The following is a 14,735-nucleotide window of genomic DNA, read 5'->3' on the forward strand; positions in this document are numbered from 1 at the left end:
TTATTTACCTCTCCTATAATCAATTGGTTTATGTTAATATTACGCATTTTGACAGAAAAAAGACACTAAACAAAATGTTAGCGTCGCTTATCGTTATTCGATTCTTCGTTTCTTTATTGCTTAATTGCTAATGTACTATTTTTCTGATAAATTAATTTTAGGAATTGGAATTTTTTAGTATGTGTTACTGGCGTAAACGTGGAGTACCACGAGGGAGCACATATTTCATAAAGCCGTACGCCTGGGCAAAGTATTTGGTCAAAGACCGAATACTTTTTTTATTATTCAAAGGAGATGAACCTATGGAACAGGCACGGCAGGCAAGAAATGTAGCGATACTGATATATGAAAATGTTGAAGTATTGGATTTTACTGGTCCATTTGAAGTCTTCACTGTAGGGAGTAACAGAGGGAAGGACTTCAAAGTTTATACTGTGGCTGAGCAAGAGTATCCCGTTATCGCATTGGGGAACTTGAGTATAAACCCAAGGTATACAATTCATAACTGCCCTCCGCCTGATATTTTGATCATACCTGGTGGTTGGGGTTCGAGAAAAGAAATGAATAATGAGACACTAACAAACTGGATCAGTAAAATTTCAAAAGATGTGGAACTTGTCTTATCTGTTTGTACCGGAGCACTAATATTAGCGAAATCAAACCTTATAGAGGGTCTGAAACTTACAACAAATCGATTAGCTATTAATGAGTTGAGGGAAATAACGCCGCAATCATCTACTATACTGGAAGATATTCGATATGTTGATAACGGAAAATTCATTTTCTCCGCTGGTGTTTCCGCAGGAATTGATATGTCTCTGTACGTTCTTGGTAAGCTGTTTGGAGCAGAAAGAGCTTCAGAAACAGCAACGTTGATGGAATATGATTTCAACATTAAATTACAATCGGAATAATAAATTGGGGTATTAAACTAATCAATACCATTTGTAATAAGATACAATCACTTGGAGGAAGCAAAACTATTCTATACACATTGGGACATACGGGAAATGATGATACTTTGCGGTTTTACAGTAATATTGGATTTAATGAAGTGAATTACGAAAAAGATTTCTTCAGATCCGACTACCATAGAGTTACATTTATTAAGGATTTAACTTGATGCCTTCTTATTGCCTGAAGGGTATCACCTCTTTGGTTTTTGGAATCTTTTTCTGATCGATATTTCTTGTTTTGCATACCCCGATAAAAAGAATAAACCTATTGCTATGAAAGCAACAGGTTTATTCTAATCCAATGAGTGCTTATACTCCGAAAAAATCGACAAGATGTAAACAATTGTATCAATTCCTGGCTTTACAGCCCCGGTCTAACAATTATCTCATTGTCGGCTTATTATATCCCTTATCTCCATAAGGCTGCAATTTCTCCAGCCACCGCTTTTCCAATTGCTTAACCTCCCAGCGAACGTCGGCAACTCCGTCAGTTTCCTTCTCCTCTAGAACCTCATAGGTGAAATTCTCAGCTCCAAATTCCTTCCAGTCCTTTTGAAGCTGAGAATTTACAAACCTGCCCATATCCAGTTGGGCCTGTAGGGTCAACCATTTGTTTTTAAGATTGGGATAACTATCTACGTAAATTTTACCGTTAGCCTTGTTCACTATTTGTATTGCACCCATGTAGGTCTTAATCTGCTTGTATTCCTCTTGAAGCTCCTTACGCTTGTTTTTGTCCATGGTTTCCTCTCCTTTCGCGTCTATTAAATGACTACAAAACTCATAAATACCGTGAGATGATCCGAACTAGCTTTGCAGGCAGCTCTGTTAGATTGGTAATATCCAAAAATCTCTCATTCCCATAGATTTGATTAATTACATCCTTGTCCTGGCCAATTGCGGCTGCAAGAAATGTAATTCCTTTCCGTTCATACTCGGCTATGGTCTGCTGCATGTCTTTAATTGCATAATTTCCAGTATAGTCATCCATGGCTTTGGGCTGCCCATCACTTATGCTGATCAATAATTTGGTCAGTTGGGCTGAACCCGCCAAACGGTCTGCCATAATTCTAAGAGCCATCCCATCACGGTTATTACTTCTGGCTCGAATCCCCATAAGTCTGAATCGATCATTGGAATCGGTTTTATCCCAATCAGTATAGGCATAAATCGACATCTGCTCCAGCTTGGAAGCATCCGCTGTATCCCCGTAAATCATTATAGGAATATGACAAAGCTGACAAAACTCATATACGGCTATCACCGCACGTTTGGCGGCTTCCAATCTTCCAAAAGCCGCCATGGAAGCTGACTCATCTACCCTAAGACCGACCACAAGAGAAGGAGATTCTGTTGGAGGTAGTTTTTTGGCGAAATACCTAAAATCCTTATATGCCACACTATCCGCTTGAAATTTGCTGCCATAGTATTGATTTCTCGCAAATTCGGCTGATGTTTCATGCTCCAATAACGGAAGTGTCTTCCTGGCAATCTCCCGTACGACAGGCACTAGCTCCTTACTTAGACTGTCATATTCCTCCTGGGCTTCCCTATCGTAATCGGGACGGTGAACAATGAGCTTAACCCCTTTATGAATGGAATCCGACACAACCTCCCTTGCGTCGCGATTCAGCTTTTTACGGTAATCCCGCTCTTTTTGTTGCCCTTCTTCTGACATGGTTTCAGGATTGGCCTGATGATATTTGGGAGTACCATTCTCCCCCCTATCTGAGCTTTCCATATCCGTAGAATCTTCAGAAGCATCGGATGTACTTTCGTCACTTTCCGCAGATTTTCTTAAAGCGATGCCTTGTTCCTCTTCCTTGCCTTGCTCAAAATCAGAATCATCAATATTTCCCCATGTTCTTATCTCTATCTCGTCAAAAATTCTTTTTTTTTACATTCAATATCAACTTTTTCTAGACCTGCTAACAAACCATGGCTTTTCAGTGCTTCTTCCAAGAGTTTGATTTCTTCGGAATCGGTTGTTATCTTGTAGATGACTTTATGATAAAGAGATTCTTTCGCTGAAGCACCTGCAGCAACCGCATCCGCCCAATAGAAAAATGAACGCATACCCGCCACGCCTTTTATCGCATTGACCCGGGCCGTCTTGTCTAGAATAATAATGATATCTGCTAAAACATCCAAAACCGCTTCATCCCTATAACCGGTTTTGGACATTGCCCGTTCAATCATGATTTCTTTGGTTGGCAGGTCCATCTTTTCCGTATGCTGAACTCTGTCACGCAGTGCTTCGTTTAATGGTCTGGTTCCTGCATAACTGCGGTTCGTTGTGATTACAGCTATGAAGTCTGGGTGTCTGCGTATGATTTCTGTAGGCAGGTTAATGCTGCCATCCAGCTCTAAAGCAGAGTTAAGTGCCATTAGCACCGCGGCATCCCGAATCACGGTTGGTTCTTGAATTTCAAGAAGATAGCCTTTTTGATAGGCTCTGACGATTTCAGAAGGGTAGAATCGATACTCAACCACTTCTTCCTCGGTGTTCTGTTCAATCCTTTTCAGTAATTGTTTCATCTTTAAGGCAGCCTGTTCCTGTGTAACTCCGAGCACGTTCATTAATACTTCAGCTGCGCTTTGAAAACCATCGCTTTCATATAATGCCTTTAAAACGACTTGATCCGACTGATCCATCTTCTCTAATCGTTCAGATGAAATAACCGGCAAAATAGCCCCAATAATATCTGATTTATCCATATCGGCAAAACAGGTCACTTTCGTATAGGGCAGCCCTAAATCAGATGACAATGCTTTGGCAAGCTGCGTTTTACCAGAACCTGCGTCACCCTCTAATAGAATATTGGCGATTTTCATTTCCCCGCGATTCCAGTTGCGCTTTATTTCTTTGCAAATACGCATTTCTTCTTCACTGATCTTATGAGATAGCGGCTTTTTCCAAATAAGTTCTTTTTCTATATCTGTCAATTGTCTTGTAGGTGACAAAACAAATTTTTCTTGGTCGTTCATCCTATTTCTCCTTTCCAACGAACACTCTTAATACCCCATTTCTTTTAATAGCCGGGATAATACACGCAGTCGTTCTCCAATCATTTCACCATCATCATTAAGAGCCTGAGCGAACAGCTTAATATCGTTATCAATCATGGGATTTTCTGCACATACGGATACACTCATAGCATCCCCTTGCAGCCCAATACGGTCAATCATCGTGTTATCAGGGTCATACATTTTCGGGAAGCGATACGCATCCTGAAAATATAAGTTGCTTCTGCAAATCAAAATGGCCAGGTCCAGAACACGATGCATTGGCAATTCTTCGGACTGCCTTGACCATTTCTCCCCTGTGTATCTCCAGACTTTGGCCGAGATATCTACTTTCCCTCTATCATTCCACTGTGCCAGCCCCAGGGATAAACCTTTTGCATCTGAGTTCCCTGTGTATCGGCCGTCAACCTGCTCATAATTTTCAGATACGACAACAGGTTTATGTTTTAATGTTGTTGGTATTTTCATTTTTCCACACTCTCCATTTGATATTTAATATTATGGTTCACTAATTTACTGATTTACTAAATTACTAATTTACTAAATATAAAATTATCATACTCATCATTTCTTCAGCTGTCAATCCGGTTATTTGAACAAAATTTTCTATTTAGATTAGGAAATGGAAAAATAGTGGACCAAGCACGGTTTATCCATCATTAGGGTTTACTTAGAGAAGGTTAATATTCTTCTTTGAACAATATATATCTTATGTATGCGCTAACCCTCCCTTTATTTTTTCTATGATCAAACACAAATGACCCGTAATATGATCACTTTTATTAAGTGTCCATTCGGGTCACAGTTCTTACAATTATCTAATTTTCTACCTTTTTTTGAAACGATTTACTATCATCCATTCGGCAATGATAACATTGACGACCAGACCAACCCATATATTGACTTCTAGTACCTGGTTTAGAATAGGCTCGAAACCTTGGAACGACATGCCCCTGTGTAATGTGAGATAGATCAGTATGCATAACGGAGTCACAAGCCGCGCACTTGCGGCGACAAGGGTAACAGCATAGTTGCGGATCATCCACACGCCGTGAGCCTCAAATCTTTTTTTCCTGGCTGTCCGATATCCCTTCCATCCGGTAAATAGCCAAAACGCCACCAAGGTCAAAAAGGCCATTTGCCGGATATAGCTTGACGTATACATCCCCACAACCAATCCTGTTATACTGCCGATGGCTACGAATCCCAGATAGAATCGACCGACCCTACGGTGGACATGCGGTCTTTTGGTCCGCAGACCAGGAAGAAATTGCAACCACCCTATAATTAGAGCTATAAATGATGCAAAAATATGGACGAGCAGCAGCGGGTAATGAAGACTAAACGAAGCGCTAAGCGATACTCGACTTTGCCCGGAATCCAATAAGACATATGGGGCTATCGCAAAGCCGGCGGCGCCTAACGTAAGTACGACAATCATTTTCCACCCGACCCGGATTTTGTGGTCGTCCATCATTCTTCCCCCTCAACCTGCGAGGCAATTCCCCATCCGATCCTGTTATTAAAGACGTTCGGCATCTTGCTCCCCCTTCTATTCGATCTAATTCATAGGTGGTACATCAACTATCCCAATTAATTGGATATTTCAACAACAGATTGATATGACGATGAATCCGTGACCGACTTTATCATGTAGTCAGCCAAGTCAGCACGCGAAATTCCTCTTGCTTTAGGCAAAGGCTTGTTAAAAGCAGTACGGTACTTTCCCGTCTTCGATCCGTTCGTCAACCGGGGAGGTCGAATGACAGTCCAGTCCAGTCCGGACTTCCGTACCTTCTCCTCCATCCGAGTCATATCTTCATAAGCGTATTTGTACATTTGTTGAATCACAAGCCGGATGACTAGCCGTTGCATCAACGGAGTATCGGGAGGAATATCCAATCCCGATGAGGATAAGCTGATTAACCGGCGTACACCCGCTCCTTGCATCGCCTTGATGATATTGCCTGCCCCTTCAGAGTAAACGGTCGTGGGTTTTCGATGATTTACACCGAGCGCAGATAAGACCGCATCTTTGCCTGCTATCCATTGGCTGAACGATGACAGGTCGAGGACATTTCCCCTGACGACCTCCAATCGTTCATTCCGAATGTCAACTGCTTCAGGCTTACGAGCGATTACGGTAACATCATGGCCCAACTGGATTGCTTGTTCAACGACTTGACGACCGGTTCCGCCCGTAGCTCCGAATACAAGAATTTTCATTTCTCGGCTCCCCCAGTAAGGCTTTCAACAAGCCATCGTACTATGGCTTTCTGTCCAACAATTGTTGGATGGAGTCCATCCACCCCTATGAATTTCGCCAACTCCGGTTGCCCAAATCCCGCTTGTGTATCTACGACGTGGTCAGGCATGCTCCGAATCATTTCGCCAACGGTGATAATGTCTTCGTTTCGCCAACTTAATTGCCCCATCTGAAAGTGTGGAAATGCGGCAATTCGCTCTTCGTCGAAAGTCGGTGGTGTGATCCACACCCATTGAGCTTTGGTGCGCGCGGCGGCTATCCGTCGAATCTCGTTTAAGTTTTTCTCGATTTCTTCTAAGCTGACTAACGTTTTGGCAGATTCGGGACCAAAGCGCAACACATCGTTGCTCCCGATCATGCAAAGGAACCAATTCGGGTTTTTGGCTACAATACCGCTGAAGCGGCCTAGTATTTGCGATGAGGTGTTGCCTGATATCCCTTCATTGATTAGACGTATCTCATCCTGGGGTCTCTGCAGCTTAAGCAAGTGTCTTAGAATTTCAAACCACGAGAGCAGATCATCTGTCGTGCTTTCACCTATTCCAATAACCGTTTCGCCCGCTTTGAACGGCAGCCGGTCAACCCGATCTGCAAAATCAGGTTGCTCCAGCAGCTGCTCTGCTGCTTCTTTCACTTGACGTATCATTTGACCTTTGATGTTCAGGTACGTTTCCAAATCCATGCCATAAATGGCCGCTAACAATTTGTCGTCGAGATGACGCGCAAAGCTCAGCAGCTTTTCGGGATGCTGCATTTGAATAAGTTTGGCCCATTGAGGGTTTAATAGAGGTTCCATCCGTTTACGATTCTCCTTTTCTAATTCCTTAAGGTGCTTTTGTTACCGTTCTGACCGAGCCCCAAAACAGCAGCAAGGCAATTAACGGGTGAAGCGCAGCGATCACACCCGTTGATGAGAAAACTTGAATCGTCAGAAATTGAAACACAACGAGCGCAAATAATCCAAAGCTGATCCAGCGTTTGAGTCCCTTTACTTCACTAACAAAAGTGAGCAGGAACATAACCAGGGGAACCAAAGCAAACATTTTTACAAACGATTTGTGCAATGACCAATTTGCAGCATCCGAAAAAGTTGCCATCCCGGCAATAAATACTTGGGCCACAATACAGGCTAAAAACACCCAAGCCAATATTTTGAAAATGAGGCCACCTATTTGCACATTCAATTCCTCCCTTCAGAATAATTTCGTGCATCAGCTTTTCTTACAATAACCTCTGAATATAACTAAACACGGAGTGAAAAAGTCACAAAACAATCAACGAACAGTTACATTCCACTCAATGAGACCACGAGTAATAACGGATATGCTACAATGATGCCAACTCATTTTTTATTTCTCATTTTTGGAGGATATGGTATGAATATCAAACGCACGGTTTTGATCGTTGATGATGATAAAGAAATCGTGGAATTAATGAAGGATTTTCTTGAAGACGAAAAGTTTGAAGTGATCGAAGCGTATAACGCTGCTCAAGCGATAGCTTCAATAGACCGTATTCGGGTCGACTGTATCCTGATGGATGTGATGATGCCGGGCCAGAGTGGACTGGAGCTTTGCAGGCAAATTAGGAAAACGCAAGATACCCCTATCCTATTCCTTAGCGCACGAGGTGAAGATGTGGACAAAATACGAGGGCTTAGCATAGGTGGTGACGATTATATCGTGAAATCTGCAACACCCGAGGAAGTCGTCGCCCGGATTAAAGCCGTTCTCCGCCGCTACGATAGACATGAAAAAGGACTTCTGCTTGAGCTTGACTTTGGCCGACTTGTCCTAGATGTAAAGGCACATGAAGCGAGAATTGAGGGGCGTCCAGTACCTATGACCCCCAAAGAGTTCGATATTCTCTGCTTATTCGCAGAGTACCCGCGTCAAGTATTTACGTATGAGCAATTGCTGCAGCGCTTCTGGGAGGGGATCGGTGATAAGCATTCCGTGACCGTTCATATTGGAAGAATTCGCGAGAAAATTGAAGAAGACCCTAGAAAACCAACGTTTATTACTAATGTTTGGGGTGTGGGTTATCGGTTCGAAGGGGTGCGCAAATGAAGCCTCTCCGCATACGTCAATGGATGTTGATCGGTATGCTCATCATCCTTATCCTCCCGAGGTTGTTTTATGAAATCCCCGGTCTTCTCGATCGTTATGTATTGGAGAACACCAAGCTTCAACAGCAGCAAATGGCCTTGGATACGTTGGTCCAGGAGGTTAGCGGAGCAGACACAACTCGTTGGCTTAATCCAAACTGGCAGGAAGCACTGGGAAAAAGGAGCACCACCTCGAATTTGGGAATCATTTTACTCGATTCTACAGGCTATCAGATCTATCAATCCATCCCATCTGGATCAGAAGCAACCGTGCATCGAGAATTAATCTTCATGGAAAATAGCCATTTGCGTGGGAAAGCCCTATTCTATGTTCCTGAACATACAAGCGAATTGGCGACAGCATTGGCGATTGTGGCTGGATTATGCGCTATTCTATTTATAGGATGGCAGATGGGCAGGGTTGTTGTGAAGCCTTTGGAAGCAATGAGCGCCGCGGCTAGACGAATCGCCAGTGGCGATCTGGATTTTCATCTTCCTAAATCTACCGTTTTGGAAGTAGCGGATGTACGTTCAGCTTTCCATGCTATGGGCAATGGGCTTCGGGAATCTCTAATTCGTCAGTCTGAACTAGAAGAAGAAAGACGCTTCTTCATTAGCTCGATTGCACATGACTTAAGGACGCCCTTATTTGCTTTACGAGGATTCCTAACGAGATTAGAACGCGGACTGGTAAGTCATCCGGAGAAGGCTTCAAGATATGCGGCGATTTGCAGCAAAAAGGCCGACCAGCTGGAGCGTCTTGTATCGGATCTTTTTTCTTACAGCCAACTGACAGCACTGAAAATGCGACGAGAGCCAGTGGATATAGGCACTCTTTTCACAGATATAGTCTCGGAATATTTACCGACAGCCAATGAAAGAGAAATAGAAATGGTATATAACGTAACGACAGAGGAATGTAATCTTCACGGTGATGCTCATATGCTTAGGCGAGCAATCGGAAATTTGATCGATAATGCCCTACGCTATACGCAGAGAAACGGTGTCATAACCATCCACTTGCATGTGGAGGAAACAAGAGTCCACTTCTCAATTGAAGATTCGGGGCCAGGAATTCCCGAGCATGATTTGCCTCATATCTTTGAAGCGTTCTACCGGGGGGATGACTCGAGGAATCCGGAATATGGCGGTACCGGGCTTGGACTTACGATTGCTCACCGTATTCTCAAAGCTCACCATGGTGATCTCACAGCTCAGAATAAAAGTCAGACAGGTGGCGCAATTTTTACAGGATGGATAGACCTCGTCTCAAAAAAATAGACCAATCGTATCCATTGGTTGATGTTAAGCTATCTTCCATTCGAGCTCGCACCGTACTCCAAGAATGTATGCTTGCAATAAAAAGTGCTATAATAAAAGGATTCAAGATTCCAACAAGTTCACCAAAGGGAAGGAGAAACATTCATGAATACAAATCAATTCGATCGAATCCGTACCGGAAAGGGCTTTATAGCGGCCTTGGATCAAAGTGGAGGAAGCACCCCTAAAGCTCTGCTGCAATATGGCATTAAAGAAAACAGCTATTCCAATGAAGAAGAGATGTACGCATTGGTTCATGAGATGAGAACACGTATTATTAAGAGTTCCGCATTTGATTCTCAGCACATTTTGGGCGCGATTTTATTCGAGAACACGATGGATCGTTTCATTGATGGGCAGTATACCGCGGATTATCTTTGGGAGAAGAAAGGCATAGTGCCTTTTTTGAAAGTCGACAAAGGGCTTGCCGATCTTGAAAACGGAGTTCAGCTCATGAAGCCCATTCCCGGCTTAAACGATCTTCTGAAACGAGCAAACCAACGAAACATTTTCGGGACGAAAATGCGCTCCGTTATTAAGGAGGCAAATCCTGCTGGAATCAAAAAAGTCGTTGAACAACAGTTTGCCATCGGTAACCAAATTGTAGAGATGGGATTGGTTCCGATTATCGAGCCGGAAGTGGATATTTACAGCGTGGATAAGAGCACATCGGAAAAACTATTAAAGGATGAAATTTTCTCTCACTTATCCACCCTTGGCAAAGACGTAAAGATAATGCTTAAACTCTCCATACCGTCGGAAGATAATTTCTATAGAGATTTAATGGAAGATCCGCACGTTGTACGGATTGTAGCTTTGTCAGGAGGTTACACTCAAGCGGAAGCAAACGAAAAGCTAACACGTAATCATGGATTGATCGCAAGCTTCTCTCGTGCCTTATCGCAGGGACTAACTGCAGGGCAAACAGACGATGATTTCAACACGATGCTCTCTAAATCCATTCATGATATTTATGAAGCCTCCATCAAATAAAGGTGCTTACTTGATCTTTCAAGTGAATCCATCAAGCAATGACTCCGGACTTTTCAAAAGCTCGGGGTCTTTGCTTTATAATTTAACAGCTTTATCTACGAAAAAAACCACTTTCTGGAAGTGGTCCGATAAATATTCAGCTATTTATACGGTTATTATTTAATAACGTCTATTTTAAACACGTTGTCTAATTTCCCAGTTTCATTCAGCCTTTTCTTTAAAGGAACTTTAATATCTCTCCCTAGTTCTTTAAAAAAGGTGTTCACATCACAATTTACATTCTCCAAAAACACTTTCAAAATACCTTCTGTTCTAATATTTTGGTTCATATCAACAGGTACCGAAATATCAACTGCATAATGTTTCATTAAAGTGTTGATATATCTTGTGAAAATTTCGAGTAATTCGCCATTATCAAAATTGTCAATTGCCATTTGTCCTCTAGTCGTAAATTTCAAATCAACTCTCACTTTTTATTATCCCCATTTCTATGAATTTCTGTGGTTCTTAGTGTAAGTTCACATCTATGTTATTATTCTTCCTCAGAAAAAAAGCTGCTCCTTTACACTTAGGAGCAACTTTGATTTGGATTAATAAATTTTAGTCACGTTCTCAGCTTGTGGCCCACGGTTACCTTGAGTCACATTGAACTGAACGCGCTGACCTTCATCCAACGATTTGTAGCCTTCGCCTTCAATCGCACTGAAATGTACAAATACATCGCTTCCGCCTTCTACTTCAATAAAGCCAAATCCCTTTTCACTGTTGAACCATTTTACTGTACCTGTTTGCATTTAAATTACCTCCAAAATATATTTAACATGATCATTTTCTCACAAATAAAAAATTCACACATTGAAAAAAGTTCCATCAAAAAAATGAGACTCTTTTCGACATGTGAATTAGTATCAACTTTTATAATATTTATAATACCACAGCTTATTCAATAAATCAAGAATACTCCAAAACAACTCCCTCTGCTATCCTTATTTTGTCAAACGAGAAAGCCACTTGCTTAAGTGGCTTTGCGACTTCATAGCACCTTCTCGTTCTATTCATAGCCCTTTGAGTCATCACTTAAGTGGTATATTACCTTCTTTTCATTTGGATACAGATAAGAACGATCTGAGTGCTGATGAATATAGTATTCATCCTTAGAAGTAACCGTTACCCTTTGTTGGGATTCCCCATCCAGATACTTGATATCCTTATGGAGAAAGGTACAATCTTTGTTTGCCATTAAAAATAGCCTAATTTGTCGTAATGAGTATGAGTGGTCCACAAGCAGCTCGTTCGGAATATCATTGAATTTGTATACGACCATCAACAACACCACCTAGCTACGTAATTTTGCTGCAAAGAATTATCTTACCTTGAATCTAAAATCCTTTTTGGGAAAATAATCACTTGCAATACAAACTGCATCATCATCATGCTGTTTAATAACGCCCCCATAATCAATAACCTGATTTCCGCGCCAGACCGAGACTGGAACCTTCCAATACATGGCGTTATCAAAATCCACTTGCTTAACGAGCAATTGATTTGGTATTAACAAAAGCATCACCTCGTATCATCATTAGCGAACGCCCGATATTTGCACACCATTTTTAAGCAATTTCAGGTCACCGTTTGAATTCACTACAATGGGCAACAGCTTTAAGCTGCTTACCATGGGAGAATGGCAAATCCGGCAAGTCGGTGTATAGGCAAATGTGAAGTTATCCCGCATCCAGCCCTTGCAGTCTTCTTTTGAACATGACCATATCTTTGTTTGCTCCTGCGGAAAATCTTCCATCATCTTTTTACGGTAATACATGGATTATCCCCCTCCTTTATAAAAAAACAACTGCCCTCAACTCAGCGAATTAAGGGCAGCTGCTATTTTTTACTTTTCTTACAACTTTACAACATTTTCGGCTTGCGGACCGCGATTGCCTTTTACTATGTTAAATTCAACTCGCTGACCTTCGTCCAGCGATTTGAAACCATCGCCAACGATTGCGCTAAAGTGGACGAATACATCATTGCCACCTTCTACTTCGATGAAGCCGAAACCCTTTTCGGCGTTAAACCATTTTACTGTTCCTGTTTCCATTTGAAAGCCTCCAATAAAATATTATATTCGAAAAAAAATAAAAGATTCGCATAATTGAAAAAGGTTCCGTCTCACAAATGAACACCTTTTACAATATGTGAATCCCAAGGTCTCAAATAATTGATTAATTACAATATAACACACTTATTCCAAAAAAGCGATGCTCGAATTTTAAATGTACGTTTATCAAATTCTATGAATGAGATTCAAGGAAGGCTGCCGGTTGTGCCATCCATGGGTAAACGAACTTCAAAGAGCGTACGAACCAAACTGCTTTGAGCCGAAATGGTACCTTGATGCTTCACTACAATATTTTTTGCAATGAACAAACCAAGGCCCGTACTCCCTTCTTGGTGAGATCTCGACTTATCGCCAGTAAAAAACATATCGAAGATATGTGGAATTTCTTCCGGGGAAATAGGATCTCCGAAATTGATGACTTGAATCACCACATCTTTCACATCATGAAAGCCTTTTATATCGATAAACATACCATCTTTTCCATAGCGAATGGCATTCGTCAGAAGATTCTCGAATACACGTGCCAACAGATCCCCGTCACCCAAAATATTCAAACTCGGCGTTACTTCCATTCGTGTTGTTAAATTGTTTTTCTCAAAAACAGGATATAATTCCTCGTTCAATTGACTGAGAAGCTCGCTTAGATCGAGTGAGTTTCTTTCGACTGTTAGCTTACCGTAGTTCATTCTAGTGATTTCGAAAAGCTCGTCAATCAATTTTTCTAACCGTTGGGACTTGGTAAAAGCGATGCTCGTGTAATGTTTCACTTGTTCCGCAGTCAACTGATTGTCCTTAAGAATGAAATCCAAATAACCTAAAACGGAAGTCAGAGGCGTACGTAAATCATGTGCTAAATTCAAGATTAGTTGTTCCTTGCTTGTTTCTGCAAAGTCCCCTCTCTCCACAGCTTGCTGTAATTTTTCACTCGCCAGATTGATATCTCTTGCAATGTCCCCAAACTCATCTTTGGTTGGAATATGGATACGACTGTTAAAGTCGCCATTGGCAAGCTGGTTAATTCCGTTGGAGATTTCGTGAAAATAGACGGCATACCGTTTGGTAAGGAGAAAGAAGAATAAAATCGAAAGAGGAATAAATATAAGTAAAAAGCAGTTAATATCTCCTACTTCTCTCATGAAATAACGAACTTTAGTCAGTGGATCCTCTAACTTGGTCGTGTGATAATAGGATTGAAGAATTTTATAAAGTATAAATGTAATTGTCCCGGAAAAAAGCATGCTTAGACCAAATAGCAGTATCATTTTCGACCGGAAGCTTCGAATCATTTTAGCCATTGGATGTGGTTCCCACTCCCCGTTTCATCATTACTGCCATTATATCAGATATATTGGTTTGCTTCCTTCTCTCAAAAGTAACAAACTTGTAGTTTAATTATTTATTTACAGGTAAATGATACTATATGGTAATAAACCTTGTCTCAATCATTAACCACCTAGGAGTGAAGCTAATGTCCGTTGATGTTTATCTGAATTTTAATGGAAATTGTCGAGAAGCCGTAGAGTTCTACGCAGAAGTCTTTGGTACGGAGAAACCGCAAATGATGACCTTCGGGCAAGCGCCACCTAACCCAGAATACCCGCTTCCAGAAGAAGCGAAAAATTTAATTATGCATGCGCGGCTCAATATCGATGGAAGTAATGTGATGTTTTCTGATGTATTTCCTGGTATGCCGTTTGTTGCCGGAACCAACATCAGCCTTTCTATCGTCAATAAAGACATAGAGAAAATAAAATCCTTTTTTCATAAGATGAAAGAAGGCGGCACTATTAACATGGAACTTCAGGAAACATTCTGGAGTAAATGCTACGGTAGTCTCAAAGATAAGTTCGGAATCGAATGGCAATTCAATTATGACAATGGCAGCATGGGCATGTAATCTCAAAACATAATGAAATAAATGAGGATATGGAACTCTTTTCTGTTTAA

The 14,735-nt window shown here is 41.4% G+C and carries 19 protein-coding genes and 1 riboswitch; of the genes, 5 read left to right on the plus strand and 14 right to left on the minus strand.

Annotation, left to right across the window (positions count from 1 at the left end):
* Positions 1-173: 173 nt before the first annotated feature.
* Positions 174-254, plus strand: a riboswitch (ZMP/ZTP riboswitch).
* Between the two features lie 48 nt (positions 255-302).
* Positions 303-914: a DJ-1/PfpI family protein gene (locus BP97_RS0107570; RefSeq protein ID WP_028548548.1), complete on the plus strand. Its 612-nt coding sequence runs from the start codon at positions 303-305 to the stop codon at positions 912-914.
* A 423-nt stretch (positions 915-1,337) separates the two neighbouring features.
* Here the strand turns inward: BP97_RS0107570 and BP97_RS0107575 are convergent, their stop codons facing one another.
* The 8 genes from BP97_RS0107575 to BP97_RS35635 all read right to left on the minus strand — a co-directional run bounded on the left by BP97_RS0107575 (position 1,338) and on the right by BP97_RS35635 (position 7,427).
* On the minus strand, positions 1,338-1,697 hold the full coding sequence (locus tag BP97_RS0107575; RefSeq protein ID WP_028548549.1) for a GIY-YIG nuclease family protein: 360 nt from the start codon (positions 1,695-1,697) through the stop codon (positions 1,338-1,340).
* A 40-nt stretch (positions 1,698-1,737) separates the two neighbouring features.
* On the minus strand, positions 1,738-2,697 hold the full coding sequence (locus tag BP97_RS0107580) for a cobaltochelatase CobT-related protein (RefSeq protein ID WP_051620445.1): 960 nt from the start codon (positions 2,695-2,697) through the stop codon (positions 1,738-1,740).
* Between the two features lie 131 nt (positions 2,698-2,828).
* Positions 2,829-3,944 (minus strand): AAA family ATPase, encoded by a 1,116-nt coding sequence (locus BP97_RS0107585; protein ID WP_028548551.1) that lies wholly within the window; start codon positions 3,942-3,944, stop codon positions 2,829-2,831.
* A 27-nt stretch (positions 3,945-3,971) separates the two neighbouring features.
* Positions 3,972-4,451 carry a DUF6530 family protein gene (locus BP97_RS0107590; protein ID WP_028548552.1) on the minus strand — a complete coding sequence of 160 codons (480 nt, stop codon included), beginning with the start codon at positions 4,449-4,451 and terminating at the stop codon, positions 3,972-3,974.
* Positions 4,452-4,809: 358 nt separating this feature from the next.
* On the minus strand, positions 4,810-5,457 hold the full coding sequence (locus tag BP97_RS0107595) for a DUF2306 domain-containing protein (RefSeq protein ID WP_028548553.1): 648 nt from the start codon (positions 5,455-5,457) through the stop codon (positions 4,810-4,812).
* Positions 5,458-5,576: 119 nt separating this feature from the next.
* The gene (locus BP97_RS0107600) at positions 5,577-6,209 is read right to left on the minus strand and encodes an NAD(P)-dependent oxidoreductase (protein WP_028548554.1); all 633 of its coding nucleotides are present in this window, start codon (positions 6,207-6,209) and stop codon (positions 5,577-5,579) included.
* A complete protein-coding gene (locus tag BP97_RS0107605; protein WP_028548555.1) occupies positions 6,206-7,045 on the minus strand; it encodes an SGNH/GDSL hydrolase family protein in 840 nt (279 codons plus the stop codon). The genes BP97_RS0107600 and BP97_RS0107605 overlap by 4 nt, the downstream gene beginning before the upstream one ends.
* A gap of 28 nt (positions 7,046-7,073) precedes the next feature.
* Positions 7,074-7,427: a DUF6220 domain-containing protein gene (locus tag BP97_RS35635; RefSeq protein WP_036745639.1), complete on the minus strand. Its 354-nt coding sequence runs from the start codon at positions 7,425-7,427 to the stop codon at positions 7,074-7,076.
* A 198-nt stretch (positions 7,428-7,625) separates the two neighbouring features.
* On the opposite strand from BP97_RS35635, the gene BP97_RS0107615 reads away from it, so the two are divergent.
* The 3 genes from BP97_RS0107615 (at position 7,626) to BP97_RS0107625 (ending at position 10,669) form a co-directional block, all read left to right on the plus strand.
* On the plus strand, positions 7,626-8,318 hold the full coding sequence (locus tag BP97_RS0107615; RefSeq protein WP_028548556.1) for a response regulator transcription factor: 693 nt from the start codon (positions 7,626-7,628) through the stop codon (positions 8,316-8,318).
* Positions 8,315-9,637, plus strand: a complete 1,323-nt coding sequence (locus tag BP97_RS0107620) for a sensor histidine kinase (RefSeq protein ID WP_028548557.1) — start codon at positions 8,315-8,317, stop codon at positions 9,635-9,637. Before BP97_RS0107615 ends, BP97_RS0107620 begins: the two co-directional genes overlap by 4 nt.
* Positions 9,638-9,781: 144 nt before the next feature.
* Positions 9,782-10,669, plus strand: a complete 888-nt coding sequence (locus BP97_RS0107625; protein WP_028548558.1) for a fructose bisphosphate aldolase — start codon at positions 9,782-9,784, stop codon at positions 10,667-10,669.
* Positions 10,670-10,824: 155 nt separating this feature from the next.
* Here the strand turns inward: BP97_RS0107625 and BP97_RS0107630 are convergent, their stop codons facing one another.
* From BP97_RS0107630 to BP97_RS0107660, 6 genes are all read right to left on the minus strand, one after another.
* Entirely contained in the window at positions 10,825-11,139 is a 315-nt protein-coding gene (locus BP97_RS0107630; RefSeq protein ID WP_028548559.1) for a hypothetical protein, read from the minus strand.
* Between the two features lie 120 nt (positions 11,140-11,259).
* Positions 11,260-11,463: a cold-shock protein gene (locus BP97_RS0107635; protein ID WP_028548560.1), complete on the minus strand. Its 204-nt coding sequence runs from the start codon at positions 11,461-11,463 to the stop codon at positions 11,260-11,262.
* 569 nt (positions 11,464-12,032) lie between these two features.
* Positions 12,033-12,227 carry a hypothetical protein gene (locus BP97_RS0107645; RefSeq protein ID WP_028548562.1) on the minus strand — a complete coding sequence of 65 codons (195 nt, stop codon included), beginning with the start codon at positions 12,225-12,227 and terminating at the stop codon, positions 12,033-12,035.
* Positions 12,228-12,248: 21 nt separating this feature from the next.
* Positions 12,249-12,488 (minus strand): cold-shock protein, encoded by a 240-nt coding sequence (locus tag BP97_RS0107650; RefSeq protein ID WP_028548563.1) that lies wholly within the window; start codon positions 12,486-12,488, stop codon positions 12,249-12,251.
* Positions 12,489-12,566: 78 nt separating this feature from the next.
* On the minus strand, positions 12,567-12,767 hold the full coding sequence (locus BP97_RS0107655) for a cold-shock protein (RefSeq protein ID WP_028548564.1): 201 nt from the start codon (positions 12,765-12,767) through the stop codon (positions 12,567-12,569).
* A 206-nt stretch (positions 12,768-12,973) separates the two neighbouring features.
* Positions 12,974-14,083: a sensor histidine kinase gene (locus tag BP97_RS0107660; RefSeq protein ID WP_028548565.1), complete on the minus strand. Its 1,110-nt coding sequence runs from the start codon at positions 14,081-14,083 to the stop codon at positions 12,974-12,976.
* 173 nt (positions 14,084-14,256) lie between these two features.
* Between BP97_RS0107660 and BP97_RS0107665 the strand changes: the two genes are divergently transcribed.
* Positions 14,257-14,685, plus strand: coding sequence for a VOC family protein (locus BP97_RS0107665; protein WP_028548566.1), 429 nt, complete (start codon positions 14,257-14,259; stop codon positions 14,683-14,685).
* Positions 14,686-14,735 lie beyond the last annotated feature (50 nt).

Source organism: Paenibacillus sp. UNC451MF (genome assembly GCF_000686845.1).
In the GTDB taxonomy this organism is placed as follows: domain Bacteria; phylum Bacillota; class Bacilli; order Paenibacillales; family NBRC-103111; genus Paenibacillus_S.